Raw genomic sequence first — 18,150 nt, forward strand, 5'->3', positions numbered from 1 at the left:
CGGAGTTTCCATGCGCGACTGGCCCCTTCTCAAGGTCTACTACGACGCCATCTGTCCCATCTGCCGGCGGGACAGGGCACGCTACGAGCGTTGGGCCGGTGACGCGGCGAACTCGGTGGAGTGGGTCGACGTCACCGCCAACGAGGACACCCTGCGTGCCGCCAAGGTCGATCCTGGCGAGGCGTTGCTGTCGCTCCACGTGGAGGACCACCGGGGACGAATCGTGCAGGGCATTGATGCCTACATCCTGCTGATGCGACGGGTGCCGCGACTCGCGCTGCTGGCCTGGTTGATCGGCCTGCCGGGTCTCAAACCGCTGTTGGAGTGGGCCTATCGATGCTGGGTGCGGCGGCGGCTCGCCCGGGAAGGGCGGCTCCCGTGACCGGGGAGCGCCGCGCCACCCGGAATTTCGATCGTGCGGCTCAGGTAGCCCAGCCGTGGGCCGCCGATGTTCAATCGGACTTCACCCGCGCCGCGGATCAGCCAGCGGACGCTCGCACGATGGCTGCTACCCCGTGAGCGTTGATACCAGGGCATGTGTGCGCCTTCGCCGAGGCCACGGCCCCAGCCGTCGAGATGGCCCAGCCGCTGGCGGGCCCGTTCGGGATCGAGCAACTGGCAACCGCCTTCGGCGCTGGCTCGGGCTTCCACGCCGGTGTTCCAGGGGCGTCGGGCCGCGGCATTGACGCCGTGGGTCGGCAGGTAGCCGCGGTTGGCCACGGTAACCTTCAACTCCCAGTGGTCGTTGCCCAGGGCAATGGTGCTAACGGACTCCAGGGCCAGGCGTGGCACCAGCGCCGCGACATGCAGCCAGTAGGTGGCCACGCTGTCGCACAGCGCCGGCAGCATCTCCGGCGGCGGGTTCCAAAGACCGATGCATGGGTCCAGGCCGCCGACTTCCACCGCCCCGAGCTGCGGGTGCTGCAGGGGCTGCCAGGCGCCGAACATTCGCCGCTGATTGTGATCGGCATCCCACTGGGCCAGCCGTTCCATGTCCTCACGCTCGAACGAGGTGTAGTGCTCGACAAAGCGCATGGGCTTTGGGTGTCCGAGGCGGTGAAACAGGTCCCATAGTTCGCAGACGAGGCCGACGCAACCACGCTGATGATAGGCAAAGTCGGTCAAGTCGCCGCGCAAGGGCGTTTCGGGTTCGTAGGTGAACTCCTCGTAGCCGCTGACGGTCGGGTAGCCGACCAGGTCTTGGGCCCACGCGGCCAGCTGCCGGTAGAGCGCCAGATCGCTCTGGTCCATGCGGCTGTCCGGCGCGTCGATCAGCGGGCGGATGAATACCCCGCCGAAGGTGTGCAGGTTCAGCCACGCGTAGAGGTTGGGGTGGGCGATGGCAAAGTCGATGACCGCACGGGTCTCGGGCTCGGAGCCAGGGTAGTGGCCGGCGCCGATCTGCTCGGGTTCCGGCTGCCAGCTCCACGGGAAGTTGCGGTTGAAATCCGGTGTGTCGAGCAGCCAGTTGGGCTCGGGAATGGTTTCGCCGTCCCAGTGCTCGATCACCCCCTCGGGGTAGAGCCGCCAGTAGGGCGGCGGGTCGTCGACTCGGCGTGGCAGCATCAGGCCGGGGCAGGTCGTCGACTCGATGAAGTCGCCAGCCTCGTCCGGCACGCGCAGATAGCGGCAGCGGCCATCGTCGTTCATGTCCTGGAGGCGCCAGTAGGGCAGGTCGGGGGCGTGAGGGGTGCGGCGAGGGGCCGAGCGCACGAAACCACTCAGGCGCAGTACCTGTTCGGCCCCGTCCGGCGAGATCCGCGGGCAGATGTAAAACAGTACGCCGCGCAGGAACTCGAGCAGGTGATCGGGCAAGTGCCGGGGCAGGGCGGTGGGGTTCGTATGCACGGCCAGCGCGGTCTCGGCCACCGCGAGCGCGACGCTGGAGCCGGCCAGCTCGACGCCGTGCAGGTTACCGTCCACCCACACGGCGGGGCGCCGGCGCTCCGGCTCGGGGCCGATGGCAAGCACCCAGATCTCACGGCCTTCGGGGCTGGTGCCGATGCTTTGCAGGCGGGTTAGCTGCGGATAGGTCCGTGCCCATGCCTCGAGCTGTCGGGTCAGCGCCTCGTGGGTCAGGTAGCGATGACGAAAGGGGCCATCGAGTGTGTCCAGGACCATGCCGGTGCCTCCGGTTGCCGGGCTTCGCTGTCAGTATGGTTCACCCCGCTGGAGATTCCCCACGCTCGCGGCCCCCGAAACACCCAGGCAATACCGGCTGGAATCCCGATGGTAGACAACATGGGCGCCAGGGCCGATCTGTATCGGCTGGCGGGGAGCATCTGGGCTAGTCTTATGGATAGGGTCAGCACTCCTCCAGGCGCCCGAACGCATCGCCCTGATGGAGGGCTTCATCCAGGAGCCGCCTGTGCTATGGAACGAGGATATCGGTTCATAACCCCGGTCCGGGCGGATCGCCTCCCCTGGCCGGTGTGGCTGATGCTCTGGGCATGGCTGGCCTGGCTGCTGCCGGGGCCGGCCATGGCTCAGGACGACTGGCTGCGCGATAGCTGGCGGGAGGTGATAGCTGGCTCCCCCCTCGACGAGCCTCTGCAGGTCGACTCGCAATCGCGCAGTCATTCGGTGAGCGGTAGCGTCCATGCCCGGCTCCACCATCCGTTCGAGCCGCTCGCGGAGGAGTTGGCCTCGGTCACGGCCTGGTGCGAGATTCTCTTCCTGCACGTGAACATCAAGGGCTGCCTCGTCGAGGAGGAGGACAGGGTTCTCGGCAGTGGCCTGGCCCTCTTCGTCGGGCACCGGGATTTCGCCGCCCTGGTGGATGCAGAGCGCCTCGATCTGAGATGGCGAGTCGTGGACCGCCAGCCGCGCTATCTGGATGTGATGCTGGAGGGCGACCAGGGGCCCTACGGCACCCGCGCCTTTCGCTTGCAGTTGCGGGCGGTGCCCGAGGACGATGATCACAGTCTGGTCCAGTTGCGCTACTCCCTGGTCTTCGGGATGCGGGGGCGGCTTGCCCTTCATGGCTATCTCACCTTCATTGGACGGGATCGGGTGGGTTTTACGGTCGAGGGGACGACTGCCGGCGGAGAACCGATCCATGTGGGAGGCACCCGGGGCATGATCGAGCGTAACGTCATGCGCTTCTATCTGGCGCTCGAGGCGCACCTCGAAAGCCGTGACCTTCCCGAGTCCGAGCGCCTGGAAGCCAGTCTGCAGCGCTGGTTCACCCTGACCATGCGCTACCCCAGGCAGCTCTTCGAGATCGACCGGGCGACTTACCTCGATCAGAAATGGCGCGAGTATGCACACCAGCAGGAGCTGGCTGGGGAGTAGGCCTGCCGGGTTTGCCGGCCGACTGGCACTAGCGTAGCCTCCCAGGCTGGAGAGGCCGACCGATAGGTGCGTGATGACGCTGGGTTTTGTGGCTCGGAGAGGCGGGAACCAGGGCCGCCAACGGTGGCTTGCGAGCGGTGCTCGGCGCCTGGCGCCTGGGTTATTGGTGATGGCCATCGGCCTGCTGGGATCGGGCTGTGCGATGATGGCGCCATCGCCTCCGCAGGATCAGACCAATATCTGCAAGATATTTCATGAACAGCCGAGTTGGTATGACTACGCACGCGCTGCGGAAGAGGCGTGGGGCACGCCCATTGCCACCCAGATGGCCTTCATTCAACAGGAGTCCTCCTTCCGGAGCCATGTTCGACCACCCAGGAATCGCATCCTGGGCTTCATTCCCGGGAGCCGCCCCTCCTCGGCGCGAGGCTATTCACAGGCCATGGATCCCGTCTGGGGAGAGTACCGGGAGGATGCGGGCAGTACCCTGGCACGCCGCAGCCATATGAAGCATGCCACCGACTTCATTGGCTGGTACAACCGCCGCACGCACGACCAACTCGGCATATCGCTGCAGAATCCCGAGCACCTCTACCTGGCCTATCATGAAGGCCAGGGTGGCTATCGCCGAGGCACTTACCAGAACAAGCCCCAGGTTCTTCGAGCCGCCAATCAGGTCAGTTCGCGAGCCGCCCGCTACCAGGCGCAACTTCCCGCCTGCGAAGCGGAACTGCGCTGTCGTCGCTTTTACCAGTTCGGCCCTTTCTGCTCGGCGGGATGAACCATGATGGCGTGTCGTTTGGGGCTTCCCGATAGCGCGCGGCGATCCGATTCTCGTTCACCGCCGTGCAGACGACTTGGAAAGTTCCATGCCGCTGCCATTCGTCGTGTCGTCGTGCATCGCCCTGAACCGTGGCACTGCGGGCGAGAAGCGCCGATGGCGTCGTTTCTGTAGCCGACGTTTGATGTCGTCGCCGATCGAGATTTTGGCTTCTTACTTTGGGTAACAAGAGATGCCTGGGCACTTGCTGCTTAAGTGATAGGCTGACAGGTGGAGTGCGGCATGCAGCCGCGCTCCTAATCCAGAGTACTGCGCCAGAGAACAGCGCTCTTATCCTGAGCGCGCTCTGCCGTAGTCCAGGAGTCACTGCCTATGCGTGTCTATGCCAATCCAGTCGGTCGCGGGTCTCTGTGGTTTGACAACCTTGCTACAGCCACGGGTACGCCTGTTGCCTATGACCCGCAGGCCAGGGCCTTCATCACCATGCCGCCGTTCTGCGCCAATCGCGACGTCATAGGATGCAACTGGATCGCCCCCGAGCAGGGGGGCTTCTGTCGCTCTTGTGCGATGACGGCACTGGCCCCGGACCCTTCCATACCCAATGCCATGCCCCACTGGGCCAAAACCGAGGCCGCCAAGCGCTGGGTGATCGATAACCTGGGCCGGTGGAACTGGTTCCGGCCGGAAGATCCCGGGGCTCCCCCGGTGTTCCATCTGCTGGCCGAAGGGCCAACGCCCGTTGCCATGGGGCATGTAGGGGGGGTAGTCACCATCAGCGTGGCGGAAGCGGACCCTGTGCTGCGAACCACCCGTCGTGAGGCGCTTGAAGAGCCATACCGGACCATGATCGGCCATATGCGGCACGAAGTTTCGCATATGCTCTGGTGGCGACTCAGCCTGCGAGACGACTTTCTCGACGCCTTCCGGGCGATGTTTGGAGACGAGCGTGAAGATTACGCCGAGGCCCTGCAGCGGCACTACAGACAAGGCCCGCCTGCGGGCTGGCGCTCGAACTTTGTCAGCACCTATGCCTCCGCTCATCCCCATGAGGACTGGGCAGAAACCGCTGCCCATCTGCTGCATCTCACGGATATCGCCGATAGCTTCGTTGCCGCCGGCCTTTCCTCTGCCGACCTGCCGCATTACGGGTGGGATCCCTACATGGAGGCGGATGCCGAGCGCTTGATCCATGTTGCGACTCATCTGGTCATGGGGGTCAATCACACCAATCGCTCAATGGGGTTGCTGGACCTGTATCCCTTCGTGCTTTCCGAAATGTCGCGCCGCAAGCTTGTCTTCATGCATGACTGGCTGCGTCGAGGCGCCCAGGGGCTATGAACGCTTTCCCCAACAGTCCCGACAGCGAGTTACTGCCTGTTGGCGATTCCCGTAAGCAGCCGGCAAGGCCCGAAATGCTCGCCTGAAGATCAGCCAGAAACTACGATTTGTGCAGCGTTTCCTAGAGATTAGCCAGAGGTTTGCCATGCAGCCCAGAATCAGCATGATCACACTCGGTGTAGATGACCTGGAGAGGTCCGTTCGTTTCTATGAACAGGGGCTGGGACTGCCGCGCATGGAGTCGCCACCGGAAGTGGCATTCTTTACCCTGAACGGTAGCTGGCTGGGCCTGTATGGCCGCGAAGCGCTGGCGGCGGATGCCGGCGTCTCACCAGAAGGCAGCGGCTTTGCCGGCATCGCCCTGGCGCATAACCTGGGTTCGGAAGCGGAGGTCGATGAGTTGATCGCCCAGGCCGTGGCTGCGGGGGCGACGCTGGTCAAGCCGGCCGAGAAGGTGTTCTGGGGTGGGTACTCCGGCTATTTCGCCGACCCGGATGGCTATCTCTGGGAGGTGGCCCACAATCCCTTCGTCTGGATTGGCCCGGCTGACACCGGAATCTGATCCTCATCCTGCACCCGGCCCCTGCCTCGTTCCTCAGCGGTATGCCTTGAGACGCAGGCGGACGTAGTCGGCGGTCCAGTTACCGCGGCTGTCGCTCAGGCTATGGGACAGCAGGTCGACGGCGTTGTCGAGAATGGCTGCGCGCACCTCTTCCTCGAGGCCATGCAGGAAGGGATTGGCGAAGGTGGCCAGCCAGCCGGCCATTCCGGTGGGCAGGGGGGTGGGGCGCGGGATCAGTTCGATGGAATCAATGGTAAAGCCGGCCGCCTTCAGGCTGGTGCTGTACTCCTCCACGGTAGGGAAGAACCAGGGGAAGCGCGCCTTGCCGCTGATGCCGCGAGCCTGGAGCGCGGCCAGCAAGGCGGTGCAGATGGCGGCGACGTTGCCGTGACCGCCGAATTCGGCGACGAAGCGTCCCCCGGGCTTGAGTGCGCGGTGCACGCTGGCGATGACGGCTTCGTAGTTGAGCATCCAGTGCAGCGCGGCATTGCTGAATACCGCATCGAACTCATGATCGAAGGGCAGGTGGTGGGCATCCACCACTCGCGCGTCCAGGCCGCGTGCCCTGGCGGCCTCGACCATGTCGGGGGACGCATCCACACCGATGACCGTAGCACCGGACTTGGCCAGGACCTCGGTCAGGCTGCCGTCGCCGCAGCCCAGGTCGAGGATGCGCTCGCCGGCCTTCGGAGCCAGCAGCGCGGCCACTTCGTCGCCCAGGGCGGGAACGAAGTCGGCGTGATGGGCATAGCCACTGGCCTGCCAATGCTGCCCGGGGGCGTTGTGGGGGACGTCGTTCATGGTGCCTCCGGGGGTGAGTTGTTGTTTCACCTAGATTACCGCATTAATGCGACCCCGCCATCCGTGGCGCTCATTCCAGTGGCTTGCTGAACGGCCGTCGGACAGGGGGCATCGTGGACCGGCCTATCGGTCGCTCGCCGCTTCGTCGCGAGCCGCGAGCTCCTGGGGTAGCAGGACGGCGTGGATCAACTCATGGGTCGGTGTGGCGACGCCCACGGCGCGGCCGAGACGCACCACGGCACCGTTCTGCGACTCCAGCTCCGAGGGCTGACCGGCCATGATGTTGCGCTGCATGGAGGAGGTGCTTTCCGCCGGCATGGCATCGATGAACTGCATGGCACGGACGGCGGCGTCCTCGGGGAAGCCCACCCCGTGGGCGCGGGCGACGGCATCGATCTCCTCGAGCATGCGTTCGATGATGGCCCTTGTCTCCGGCAGCTGGCGCGTCACCCCGATGGGCGCGCGGGTGATGCTGCCGATGCCGCTCATGGCGCAGATGAACAGGAACTTGCTCCACTGGGCGACCTTGATGTCATCGGGGATCTCGGCGCTGACACCCCGGGCCCCATCGAAGACGGCCTTGAGCTGGCTGATTCGCTCGCTGGCATGATTGTCGCACTCGCCGAAGCGCACGAAGGGATCCACCCCGGCGTGACGCACATGCCCCGGGGCCTCGCGCCAGGCCAGGATGCCGCACAGGCCGTCGATCACCGGTGCCGAGCCCAGCACATCGATCAGGGTGTCGGCGGCTTCCACGCCGTTCTCCAGCGGCAGCACGATGGTGTGCGGGCCGATCATCGGGCGGATTGCTTCCGCCGCCTCGCGCACCTGCCACGCCTTCACCGCCACGATCACGCAATCCACCACGCCGACGCTGGCCGGGTCGTCGGTGGCCTGGGCAGGCTTGATCGAGACATCCCCCTTGATACTGGTGACGCTCAGCCCATCCTGGCGGATGGCGGCCAGATGCTCGCCACGGGCGATGAAGGTCACGTCCTCGCCCGCTTCGGCCAGTCGGGCCCCGAAGTAGCCACCGACGCCACCGCTGCCCATGATTGCGAATTTCATCCTGCCTCCTTCGATTGGAGTAAGTTTCGGGGGTATGGTTATCAGAATAGCGATAATGTCCGTCGATGCAGAAATCGGTTCCATCGGCGATGGGCCATTTTTTTCCGTGGCCGGGAGGCCTTCGAGGCTGGTGCCGCAGGGTATATCCTCAAGGGCGACATGGACGAGCTGCCGGACTCCATGCGCCAGATGATGCAGTGGCAGCGCTACGTCAGTAAAACCCTGTAAAGTGAAGGAGGCGTCTTGTTCGAGTGTAGGGTGCGTGGCCGATTAATGCAGGATACGAAGAAGTGACGCTGGCCTTGATGCGACTGTCACCTTGGCGGCTCGGCCTTCGGGTTGCGCTGGCTTGCCTTGCCCTGCTGTTTGTCCAAGGCCAGCCGCTTGCGCAGGCGCGTAACGATATTCCCACGGGAACGCTGGGTGCGGTGGGTTCCGATACCCTGGCCGGGCTGATGCTGCGCTGGGGCGAACAGCTCACCCACCATTACCCCGGCGTACGCCTGCAACTGCAGGCCAGCGGTTCCGCCAGTGCCCCACCCGCATTGACTGCCGGCACCACCCGGCTGGGCCCCATGTCGCGCCGCATGACCGGCGAGGAGCGCGAGGCGTTCATGGCGCGTCACGGCTATCCGCCACTTGAGGTCGAGGTGGCCCGCGATGCCCTGGCGGTGGTGGTGCATCGCCATCATCCACTCGAAGTCCTCCCGCTGGAGGCGCTCGATGCGATCTTCTCGCGTACCCGTCGCTGTGGCGCCGAGCATGCCATTGATCGCTGGGAACAGCTGGGCCTCGACTTCCCCACTCGGCGCATCGAGCTGCATGGCCGCAACCTGGCATCGGGCAGCTATGGCCTGTTCCGCCAGCGTGCGCTGTGCGGCGGCCAGTATCGGCACAGGCTGAACGAGCACCCCGGCTCGGCGGCCGTAGTGGCGGCGGTCACCGAAAGCCTCGACGCCATCGGCTATGCCGGCCTCAACCACCTGACCCCCGGGGTCAAGGCACTGGGCCTGGTGGATGCCGAGGGAGCGCTGCACACCCCGGACACCGAGAGCGTGCAACGCGGTGACTATCCGCTGGGGCGCTCGCTCTATCTCTACCTCAACCTCCCCCCGGGCGAAGTGTTGCCGGCGCCGGAGCGGGCCATTCTCGACCTGGTGCTTTCCCCGCAGGGGCAGGAGACGGTAGCGTCCCTGGGCTTCGTGGCCTTGCCAGAAGCAACACTGTCGCGCCAGCGGCATGACCTCGGCCTGGCGCCGTGAGCTTGTCATCCAATTGTCATCAAGCCGTTATATTCTCCTGCTCATGACCAAGCCCTTTCCCGCTTCTCCTGCACACCGGTCTCCGCGGCGCCATCTGCTCGATCGCCTGGCGACGGGGCTGATTGCGGCGGGGGGTATCGGCGTGATCCTGGCGGTGCTGGCCATTGGCGCCTTCCTGGCGATTGAAGTGGTGCCGTCACTATTCAGCGGCGCACTTGGCCAGGAGCAGATCACCCTGTCGCTGTCGCCGCTGGCCTGGGGGACCTTGAAGGCGGCCTTCTGGGCGCTGGTATTCGCCGTCCCCATGGCGCTGGGGGCGGCCATTCATTCCGCCGTGTATATGTCTCCAGGGCTGCGCAGCCGGATCAAGCCCACACTGGAGCTGATGGAAGCCCTGCCCGGGGTGGTCATCGGCTTCGTGGCGGGCCTGGTGCTGGCCCCCTGGGTGGAGCGCCACCTGGCCGGGGCCTTCGCCCTGCTGCTGGTGATGCCGCTGGGCATCCTGATGGCGGGTGGCGCCTGGCGATGGCTGAGCCCTGCACTACGCCAGCGACTGCCGCTGGCCTGGGCCGGTCTATGGCTGGTGCCCTGGCTGGCCATGCTGGGGCTGGCTGCGCTGGAACTGGTCCCCTGGCTGGAGGCACGGCTCTTCGCCGGTGACCTGCGGGGCTGGCTGGATGCCGAGCTGGGCATCGACTATGCCAGTCGTAACGCCCTTATCGTCGGCCTGGCCATGGGCTTTGCGGTGATGCCCAGTGTCTACGCCCTGGCGGAAGACGCCCTGTCGGGGGTGCCGAGCAGCCTGGGAGAGGGCGCCCAGGCCATGGGGGCAACCCGGTGGCAGACCCTGTGGAAGGTGGTGCTGCCGGCGGCGGCGCCTGGCGTTTTCGCCGCCGTGATGATCGGCGCGGGACGAGCCGTGGGCGAGACCATGATTGTCCTGATGGCCAGCGGTAATACCGCACTGATGAGCCTCAGCCCGCTGGAGGGGATGCGCTCCATGGCGGCGGGCATCGCCATCGAATTGCCCGAGGCGGTAGCGGGCAGCGATAGCTACCGGCTGCTGATCCTGGCGGCACTGCTGCTGTTCCTGTTCACCTTCCTGGTCAATACCCTGGCCGAGGTGGTGCGCAGCCGGCTGCGGCGCCGCTATCGTCGGCTGGGAGACCTGTCATGAGTCCGGCCGCGTTGACGAGGCGCGCCCGGCTGCCCCGGGGCGAGGGGGCCTGGGCCTGGCTGGCCGCCGGCAGCGTGGCCCTGTCGCTGCTGCTGCTCGGGGGACTGCTGACGCTGATCGCCGTGCGCGGCCTCGCACACTTCTGGCCGGCATCAGTGTCGCTGGTGGAACTCGACGATGGCCAGGTGTTCGCGGGCCGTGCGGTGCGCGAACTGCCGCTGCCGGCAGCGGATGGCGCAAGCGGGGGCCGGGAGCGGCTCTACTTTACCGGCAATCGCGATCTCGACGGCCATGTCTGGCAGTGGGTAGAAGTCGACCGCATCGTCGAAAGCGACCGCCCCCGTGAGCTTGTGGTCATGGAACGTCTGCGCCATGGTGACTTCATCGGCCGCCTGGTCGACGTGCGACCCGCGGGGCAGACAGGGGCTCGGACAGCCGCAGGCGGCGAAGCGGCCTGGGCAGCGCTCCAGGCGCGCCTAGCCGCGGTCGATGCGCTGCGTGGCGAGCGCGATGACCTCCAGCACGGCGTGATCCAGCCGCTGGTGCGCCGGCTCGAGAAGGACCCCGGCGATGGGGCGGCGCAGCGCAGGCTGGCCGAGACCAACGAGCGGGTTCGTGGGCTTCAGGAGAGCATGCGGAGGGATGTGGTCGTGCTGGAGAGCGCCGATGGCCGGCGACTGCTCCTGACCCTGGACGAGGTGCTCAGGGCCTGGCGGCCCAATGCCATGCCGCTGCCGGAAAAGATCGGCGCCTGGTCGCGGGGCGTGTGGCGCTTCCTTTCCGAGGGGCCGCGGGCGGCGAATACCGCCGGCGGCGTATGGCCGGCAATCTTTGGTACCGTGCTGATGGTGATGCTGATGTCGCTGCTGGTCACGCCTTTCGGCGTGCTGGCGGCGGTCTACCTCAACGAGGTGGCCCACCAGGGCCGACTGACGAACTGGGTACGCATCGCGGTACGCAACCTGGCCGGCGTGCCCTCCATCGTCTATGGCGTGTTTGGCCTCGGGGTCTTCGTCTACGGGATTGGCGGCTCTCTCGATGAGTGGTTCTTCAGCGATGAGCTGCCGTCGCCCACCTTCGGCACCGGGGGCCTGCTGTGGGCCTCGCTGACCCTGGCGCTGCTGACCCTGCCGGTGGTGATCGTGGCCACCGAAGAGGGGCTGGTGCGGATTCCCGACCACCAGCGGGAAGGCGCGCTGGCGCTGGGAGCCACGCGTCTTGAGATGCTGACCCGGGTGGTGCTGCCCATGGCCGTACCCGCCATGCTGACCGGCGTGATCCTGGCCGTCGCCCGTGCCGCCGGCGAAGTGGCGCCACTGATGCTGGTGGGTGTCGCCAAGCTGGCGCCACAGGTGCCGGTGGACGGCGAATTCCCCTTCCTGCATCTTGATCGCAAGTTCATGCACCTGGGCTATCACGTCTACGATACCGCGTTCCATGGCGACGATATCCAGGCGGCCATGCCGGTGGTCTATGCCACCGCGCTGCTGCTGGTTCTGGTGGTGGTGGTGCTTAACCTGACTGCAATATTTCTGCGCCATTATTTCAGGGCGCGTCACGGTGCGCTGTCGCGCCACTGACCGAGGATAGAGCCAAGCGATGCCCGAACTGCCGCTCTCACAGCCAAGCCAGCGATCGGATGCCAGTCGTCTGGAATCGGGTCGCCCCAACTCAGCGGGGCCGATCATCGATTTCGCCCCCGATGTCAGCTGTCTCGATGTCGAGGGGTTGAGCCTGGCCTACGGCGGCAAGCCGGCGCTTCGCGACCTGACCCTGCGGGTGCCGCGGCACCGGGTCACGGCCTTCATCGGGCCCTCCGGCTGCGGCAAGTCGACCCTGCTGCGGGCCCTGAACCGGCTCCACGACCTCAACGAGGCGGTGAGTCGGCAGGGCAGCATCCGCCTGGAGGGACAGGAGATCCATGCGCCCGAGGTGGCGGTGGACGAGCTGCGGCGCCGGGTGGGGATGGTGTTCCAGGCACCCAACCCGTTTCCCATGTCGATCTACGAGAACGTGGCTTTCGGACTCCGGCTGCAGGGCGGCCTGACGCGGCGCCGGATGAACGACATCGTCGAGTGGGCGCTGGAGGCGGCGGCGCTGTGGGATGAGGTGAAGGATCGCCTGCGTGCCTCGGCCTGGTCGCTCTCCATCGGCCAGCAGCAGCGCCTGGTGATCGCCAGGACCCTGGCCGTTCGCCCCGAGGTTCTGCTGCTCGACGAGCCGGCCTCGGCGCTGGACCCGATCTCGACGCTGAAGATCGAGGAGCTGATTCGCAGCCTGAAGTCGCAGCTGACCCTGGTGCTGGTCACCCACAACATGCAGCAGGCGGCGCGGGTTTCGGACTATACCGCCTTCCTCCACGACGGCGAACTGGTGGAGTACGCCCCCACGGCCAGTCTGTTCACCAACCCGCGCCTGGCGCGCACCGAAAACTACATCACCGGCCGTATGGCCTGACCTCGACGCTCATCAGGAGAGTCACATGGACATTACCAGCGACACCCATAGCCAGCATATCTCCCGGCAGTTCAATCAGGAGCTGGAGGAGCTCAAGACCCACCTGATGACCATGGGGGGGTTGGTCGAGAACCAGGTCCTGGAGGCGGTCAGGGCCCTGCTCGAGGGCGACAGCCGGCTGGCCGAGAAGGTCCGCGACAGAGATCGCCAGGTCAACGACATGCAGCTCAAGATCGACGACGAGTGTACCCGGGTGCTGGCGCGCCGGCAGCCGGCGGCGTCGGACCTGCGCCTGGTACTGGCGGTGATCCGTGCCACGGCGGACCTGGAGCGGATCGGCGACGAAGCGAGCAAGATCGCCCGCAACGCCCTGAGCCTGATCGAAAGCGGCACCACCGTGCGCGGACTGGTGGAAGTTCGCCACATCAGCGAGCACGTGCGCAAGATGCTACGCGATGCGCTGACCGCCTTCGCCCGTTTCGATACCGAGCTGGCGCTGCAGGTGGTGCGGGAGGACGAGGCGGTGGACGACGAATACGGCAGCGCCATGCGCTCGCTGATGACCTTCATGATGGAGGACAACCGCGCCATCGGTCCGGTGCTAAGCGTGATGTGGATACTGCGTGCCCTGGAGCGGGTCGGTGATCATGCCGACAACCTGGCGGAGTACGTCATCTACCTGGTCAAGGGGCTGGATATTCGTCACATGGACCCGGATCAGATCGATGAGGATGCGCTCAAGCGTCGTGGTTGAGGCGCCGTGAGACCAGCCGCCCTTCGGGAAAGATGCAGCGGAACAGCGCCCCCTGGCCGGGGCGCGTATCGATCTCCAGGTTGGCGTCGTGGCGCAGCAGCACATGCTTGACGATGGCCAGCCCCAGGCCGGTGCCGCCGGTGGCAGTGCTTCTACCCTTGTCGACCCGGTAGAAGCGCTCGGTGAGCCGGGGCACATGCTCCGGGTCGATGCCGTCGCCGTTGTCTTCTACCTCGATACAGGCACCTGGGCCGCACGCCTTCCAGCGCAGGACGATATGGCTGCCTGCCGGGGTGTAGCGCACGGCGTTGTAGGCCAGGTTCGATACCGCACTGCGTATCTCCTGTTCGCTGCCGAGCAGCGGCCGCTGCTCGTCGATTTCCACCGAGATCTGCTGCTGGCCGTTGGCGAGCGCTGCGGCATCGTGGCGGACGCTCTCGAGCAGCTCGCTCATGTCCAGCGGCGCGTGGTCGTCACCGCTCTGCTCGAGCTCCAGACGTGACAGCAGCAGCAGGTCGTTGACCAGGCTCTGCATGCGCGTGGTCTGCCCCTGCATCTGGGCGAGGCTGCGGGCGAGGCGGGGTGGCAGCTGGTCGGCGTTGTCGGCGTAGGTCTCGAGATAGCCGGCCAGCACGGTCAGCGGGGTCCTCAGTTCGTGAGAGACGTTGGCGACGAAGTCGCGCCGCATCTGCTCCAGGCGATGCAGGCGCGTGATGTCCCGCGCCATCAACAGGCGCTCGTCGTCACCGTAGAGGGTGATCTGGATCTGCAGGACCATCCGCTCGTCGATGGGCGAGGGCAGCGTCAGGGGGTCACGGTAGTCGCGGGCATTGAAGTAGGCGACGAAGCGCGGATCGCGCACCAGGTTGGTGATGTGCTGGCCGCGATCCTGGTGGGTGCGCAGGCCCAGCATGCGGTCGGCGGCGCCGTTCCACCACTCCAGGTCGCCATGCTGGTCGAGCATCACCACGCTGTCGCGCATGGCTTCGGAGGACTCCTGGATGCGCTTGAGCGTGGTGCGAAGCCGTTCCTGGGTATGGCGCTGGCCTTTCTGATAGCGGTAGAGCCGATCGAACAGCTCCCCCCACAGGCCATTGGCGGCGGGTGGCTCGGCCTGGGGGTTGCGGGTGAGCCAGCGGTGAAGGGCGCGAAGCCGGCGCAGGTGGCGGTAGAGGTAGACGCCCATGCCGGCGGCAAGGCCGAGCCCGAAGGCCGAGAAGAACCAGCCGATCAGGCCGCCGGCCCCGGCCATCAGCCCTAGCCGCCAGATTTCATGGCTCCATAGGCGCATGTCAGACCTTGATGGAAAAACGGTAGCCGGTGCCACGCACGGTCTGGATCAGATGCTGATGGTCATCGCCCAGGGCCTTGCGCAGGCGACGGATATGCACGTCCACGGTGCGCTCCTCGACATAGACATTGCCGCCCCACACCTGGTCCAGCAGCTGGCCGCGGGTATAGGCTCGTTCCTGGTGGGTCATGAAGAACTGCAGCAGGCGGTACTCGGTGGGTCCGATTTCCAGCGACTTGCCGTTGGCGCTGACCCGGTGGCTGACCGGGTCGAGCTGCAGCCCCTCGACCTCGACAAGGTCTTCCACCCCCTTCGGGGTGGAACGGCGCAGCACGGCCTTGAGCCGGGCCACCAGTTCCCGCGGCGAGAAGGGCTTGGTGATGTAGTCGTCGGCGCCGGCCTCGAGCCCCAGGATCTTGTTGTCCTCCTCGCCCTTGGCGGTGAGCAGGATGATTGGCAGCTCGCTGGTGGCGGTCTCGCGCTTGAGGCGACGGGCCAGCTCGATCCCACTGGTGCCGGGCATCATCCAGTCGAGCAGCAGCAGGTCGGGTTGGTGGTCGACGACCATGGCGTGGGCGGTCTGGGCGTTGTCGGCCTCGAGCACCCGGTAGTCGGCCATTTCCAGGGCCACGGCGATCATTTCGCGGATCGGCGCTTCATCATCGACGATCAGAACGGTCTTGGCTGTCATTCGGGGCCTCTAGCTCAGTAGCGGGTCGATGACGATAACAGCACGATATCATGTCATTCCGATGACAGCGCTATCGCACCCGGCGACCCGGTGGAAGTGACGACGGTGGGTGCCGGCATCATCCATAGCGTCCGGTGATGTAATCCTCGGTCTGCTTCTTCTCCGGCTCGGTGAAGATGGTGTTGGTCTCACCGAACTCGACCAGGTCGCCGAGGTACATGAAGGCGGTGTAGTCGGAGACCCTCGCCGCCTGCTGCATGTTGTGGGTGACGATGAGGATGGTGTACTGCTCCTTGAGCTCGTGGATCAGCTCCTCGATCTTCAGCGTCGAGATCGGGTCCAGCGCCGAGGCCGGTTCGTCGAGCAGGATCACCTCCGGCTCGATGGCGATGGCCCGGGCGATCACCAGGCGCTGCTGCTGGCCGCCGGAGAGTCCGAAGGCGTTGTCGCCGAGCCGGTCCTTGACCTCGTCCCACAGCGCCGCACCGCGCAGCGAGCGCTCCACCACCTCATCGAGCACCGACTTGTTGTTGACGCCCTGCAGGCGCAGGCCGTAGGCGACGTTCTCGTAGATCGATTTGGGAAAGGGATTGGGCTTCTGGAACACCATGCCCACCTTGCGGCGCAGCTCGGCGACATCCACGCCGCGGGCGTAGATATTCTCGCCGTCGAGCAGGATCTCGCCCTCGATGCGGCAGATATCGACCAGGTCGTTCATGCGGTTGAAGCAGCGCAGCAGGGTCGACTTGCCGCAGCCCGAGGGGCCGATAAAGGCGGTCACCTTGTTGGCCGGGATATTAAGGTCGATGCCCTTGAGCGCCTGATCCTTACCGTAGAACAGGTTGAGGTCGCGCACCTTGAAGGTGGTCTTGCCCATGCCGAGCATGGCGTCACGATGGCTGGCGGTGGTCATGGCTGACGTCATGGTAGTCATCTCTCACCTCTTGGGTGTTGTGGCAACGGCCCAGGCCGCCGCCATGCAGTCGGGTTGGCGTCAATCGGACGCGGCGCGGTAGCGTTCGCGCAGTCGGTTGCGCACGCTGATTGCCGTCATGTTGAGCACGATGATCAGGATCACCAGTATCAATGCCGTGGCATAGACCAGCGGCCGCGCGGCCTCGACGTTGGGGCTCTGGAAGCCGACATCGTAGATGTGAAAGCCCAGGTGCATGATCTGGCGGTCCAGGTGCACGAATGGGAAAGTCCCGTCCACCGGCAGCGTCGGCGCCAGCTTGACGACGCCCACCAGCATCAGCGGCGCCACCTCGCCCGCCGCCCGGGCAATGGCCAGGATCATGCCGGTCATCATCGCCGGGGTGGCCAGCGGCACCACCACCTTCCACAGCGTCTCGGACTTGGTGGCACCCAGGGCCAGGCTGCCCTGGCGCACCGAGGAGGGAATCCGCGCCAGGCCCTCCTCGGTGGAGACGATCACCACCGGCAGGGTCAGCAGCGCCAGGGTCAGCGAGGCCCAGATCAGCGCCGGTGAGCCGAAGGTGGGCGAGGGCAGGCGGTCGGAATAGAACAGCTCATCGAGGGAGCCGCCCAGGGTGTAGACGAAGAAACCCAGGCCGAACACGCCATAGACGATCGACGGTACCCCGGCGAGGTTGTAGACCGAGATCCGGATCAACTTGAGCAGCGGCCCCTGCTTCGCATACTCGCGCAAGTAAATGGCTGCCAGTACGCCGAAGGGACTGACGATCAGCGACATCAGCAGTACCATGGTCACGGTGCCGAAGATCGCGGGGAAGATGCCGCCCTCGGTATTCGCTTCGCGCGGTTCGCCGCTGACGAAATGCCAGAAGCGGTACATATATTCCCGAAGTTTGCTGGCCAGCGACATGTCATTGTTCTTGGTGGCGCGCACGATATCGCCTACCGATATCTCGACTTCCTCGCCGCCTGCGATCATTGCCACCAAGGTGTCTCGGCGGTTGGCGGCATGCAGCTCATCGAGTTCGGCACGCAATACCCGGAACTCCGATTCCAGCACCTCACGCTCGGCATGCATGGCATCCAGGCGATCGGCGAGCACCGCTTCATCGATATCGGGGTCGCGCTGCAGGCCACGCTCCTGAAGTCGTAGCTCCTCCATGCGCTCGCTGATGATACCGACATCGCGGCGCTCGATACGGCGGATCTCGCGGAACAGTGCATTACTGCGCGCCACCCGCTCCTGCAGGGCATCCCACAGACCGTCGCCCTCTGCCACCACCTCGCCATCCTCGAGCAAGCGCCTCGGGAAGCCGTAGAAATCGCCCCATTCACGGCGCTCGAGCATTATGACATCCGGGGGGGCCATCCACTCGGTCATCTGGATCTCGGGGTACCAGGCAAAATCGCGACCGGTGACGTCGCGGTTGCCCTGCTTGATCAGGTGACGAGTGACCAGTTCGTCCTCGCCTAGATCAGGCGGCACGGCGATGCCGGCATCCCGCGCCACCTGGACCGGAATGGTTTGGGAGCGCACATGTTGACCGACGACCTGCTGGCCCTGGCCGATGCTGTCGTTGCCGACGCGAAACTCGACGATCTCGGCCGGCCAGAAGTGGCTGAACCCGCGCACCGCGATCAGCCCCAGCAGCCCCAGGACCATGACCATGCACAGGGCCACGGCTCCACCGTTCAGCCAGATCCAGGGCGCACCGCTCTTGAACCACTGTTTCATCTT

The 18,150-nt window shown here is 65.7% G+C and carries 17 protein-coding genes; 10 read left to right on the forward strand and 7 right to left on the reverse strand.

Annotated features, from left to right (window positions below; genetic code table 11):
• The first annotated feature begins 10 nt into the window (after nt 1–10).
• On the forward strand, nt 11–382 hold the full coding sequence (locus tag LY622_RS12655; RefSeq protein WP_234291221.1) for a thiol-disulfide oxidoreductase DCC family protein: 372 nt from the start codon (nt 11–13) through the stop codon (nt 380–382).
• Here the strand turns inward: LY622_RS12655 and LY622_RS12660 are convergent.
• Nucleotides 331–2,121, reverse strand: coding sequence for a M14 family metallopeptidase (locus LY622_RS12660; protein WP_234291222.1), 1,791 nt, complete (start codon nt 2,119–2,121; stop codon nt 331–333). The genes LY622_RS12655 and LY622_RS12660 overlap by 52 nt on opposite strands.
• Before the next feature lie 252 nt (nt 2,122–2,373).
• Between LY622_RS12660 and LY622_RS12665 the strand changes: the two genes are divergently transcribed.
• The 4 genes from LY622_RS12665 (at nt 2,374) to LY622_RS12680 (ending at nt 5,975) form a co-directional block, all read left to right on the forward strand.
• Nucleotides 2,374–3,294, forward strand: coding sequence for a hypothetical protein (locus LY622_RS12665; RefSeq protein WP_234291223.1), 921 nt, complete (start codon nt 2,374–2,376; stop codon nt 3,292–3,294).
• Nucleotides 3,295–3,463: 169 nt separating this feature from the next.
• Complete coding sequence (locus LY622_RS12670; RefSeq protein ID WP_234291224.1) at nt 3,464–4,075, forward strand: transglycosylase SLT domain-containing protein; 612 nt, start codon at nt 3,464–3,466, stop codon at nt 4,073–4,075.
• A 372-nt stretch (nt 4,076–4,447) separates the two neighbouring features.
• Nucleotides 4,448–5,413: a zinc-binding metallopeptidase family protein gene (locus LY622_RS12675; protein ID WP_234291225.1), complete on the forward strand. Its 966-nt coding sequence runs from the start codon at nt 4,448–4,450 to the stop codon at nt 5,411–5,413.
• A 145-nt stretch (nt 5,414–5,558) separates the two neighbouring features.
• Nucleotides 5,559–5,975 (forward strand): VOC family protein, encoded by a 417-nt coding sequence (locus tag LY622_RS12680; RefSeq protein WP_234291226.1) that lies wholly within the window; start codon nt 5,559–5,561, stop codon nt 5,973–5,975.
• 33 nt (nt 5,976–6,008) lie between these two features.
• Here the strand turns inward: LY622_RS12680 and LY622_RS12685 are convergent, their stop codons facing one another.
• Together LY622_RS12685 and LY622_RS12690 are read right to left on the reverse strand one after the other, a co-directional pair.
• Nucleotides 6,009–6,776: a class I SAM-dependent methyltransferase gene (locus LY622_RS12685; protein WP_234291227.1), complete on the reverse strand. Its 768-nt coding sequence runs from the start codon at nt 6,774–6,776 to the stop codon at nt 6,009–6,011.
• A 123-nt stretch (nt 6,777–6,899) separates the two neighbouring features.
• Nucleotides 6,900–7,844 (reverse strand): 2-dehydropantoate 2-reductase, encoded by a 945-nt coding sequence (locus LY622_RS12690; RefSeq protein WP_234291228.1) that lies wholly within the window; start codon nt 7,842–7,844, stop codon nt 6,900–6,902.
• A gap of 305 nt (nt 7,845–8,149) precedes the next feature.
• Here LY622_RS12690 and LY622_RS12695 point away from each other — a divergent pair, with 305 nt between their 5' ends.
• From LY622_RS12695 to phoU, 5 genes are read left to right on the forward strand one after another with little or no spacing between them, the layout of a single operon-like run.
• Nucleotides 8,150–9,106, forward strand: a complete 957-nt coding sequence (locus LY622_RS12695) for a PstS family phosphate ABC transporter substrate-binding protein (RefSeq protein WP_439649590.1) — start codon at nt 8,150–8,152, stop codon at nt 9,104–9,106.
• 43 nt (nt 9,107–9,149) lie between these two features.
• Nucleotides 9,150–10,283, forward strand: coding sequence for an ABC transporter permease subunit (locus LY622_RS12700; protein ID WP_234291230.1), 1,134 nt, complete (start codon nt 9,150–9,152; stop codon nt 10,281–10,283).
• Nucleotides 10,280–11,863, forward strand: a complete 1,584-nt coding sequence (gene pstA / locus LY622_RS12705; RefSeq protein ID WP_234291231.1) for a phosphate ABC transporter permease PstA — start codon at nt 10,280–10,282, stop codon at nt 11,861–11,863. Before LY622_RS12700 ends, pstA (LY622_RS12705) begins: the two co-directional genes overlap by 4 nt.
• A gap of 19 nt (nt 11,864–11,882) precedes the next feature.
• On the forward strand, nt 11,883–12,740 hold the full coding sequence (pstB, locus tag LY622_RS12710; protein ID WP_255762574.1) for a phosphate ABC transporter ATP-binding protein PstB: 858 nt from the start codon (nt 11,883–11,885) through the stop codon (nt 12,738–12,740).
• A 25-nt stretch (nt 12,741–12,765) separates the two neighbouring features.
• The gene (gene phoU / locus LY622_RS12715; RefSeq protein WP_066451271.1) at nt 12,766–13,494 is read left to right on the forward strand and encodes a phosphate signaling complex protein PhoU; all 729 of its coding nucleotides are present in this window, start codon (nt 12,766–12,768) and stop codon (nt 13,492–13,494) included.
• Here phoU and phoR read toward each other — a convergent pair.
• The 4 genes from phoR to pstA (LY622_RS12735) all read right to left on the reverse strand — a co-directional run bounded on the left by phoR (nt 13,478) and on the right by pstA (LY622_RS12735) (nt 18,147).
• On the reverse strand, nt 13,478–14,785 hold the full coding sequence (phoR, locus tag LY622_RS12720) for a phosphate regulon sensor histidine kinase PhoR (protein ID WP_234291232.1): 1,308 nt from the start codon (nt 14,783–14,785) through the stop codon (nt 13,478–13,480). The genes phoU and phoR overlap by 17 nt on opposite strands.
• Before the next feature lies 1 nt (nt 14,786).
• Nucleotides 14,787–15,476 (reverse strand): phosphate regulon transcriptional regulator PhoB, encoded by a 690-nt coding sequence (phoB, locus tag LY622_RS12725; RefSeq protein WP_234283256.1) that lies wholly within the window; start codon nt 15,474–15,476, stop codon nt 14,787–14,789.
• Between the two features lie 118 nt (nt 15,477–15,594).
• Nucleotides 15,595–16,353: a phosphate ABC transporter ATP-binding protein PstB gene (pstB, locus tag LY622_RS12730; protein ID WP_439649591.1), complete on the reverse strand. Its 759-nt coding sequence runs from the start codon at nt 16,351–16,353 to the stop codon at nt 15,595–15,597.
• Nucleotides 16,354–16,470: 117 nt separating this feature from the next.
• Entirely contained in the window at nt 16,471–18,147 is a 1,677-nt protein-coding gene (gene pstA, locus LY622_RS12735) for a phosphate ABC transporter permease PstA (protein ID WP_305038584.1), read from the reverse strand.
• Between the last annotated feature and the right edge of the window lie 3 nt (nt 18,148–18,150).

The organism is Halomonas alkalisoli, from assembly GCF_021412585.1.
GTDB classification, from domain to species: Bacteria; Pseudomonadota; Gammaproteobacteria; order Pseudomonadales; family Halomonadaceae; genus Halomonas; species Halomonas alkalisoli.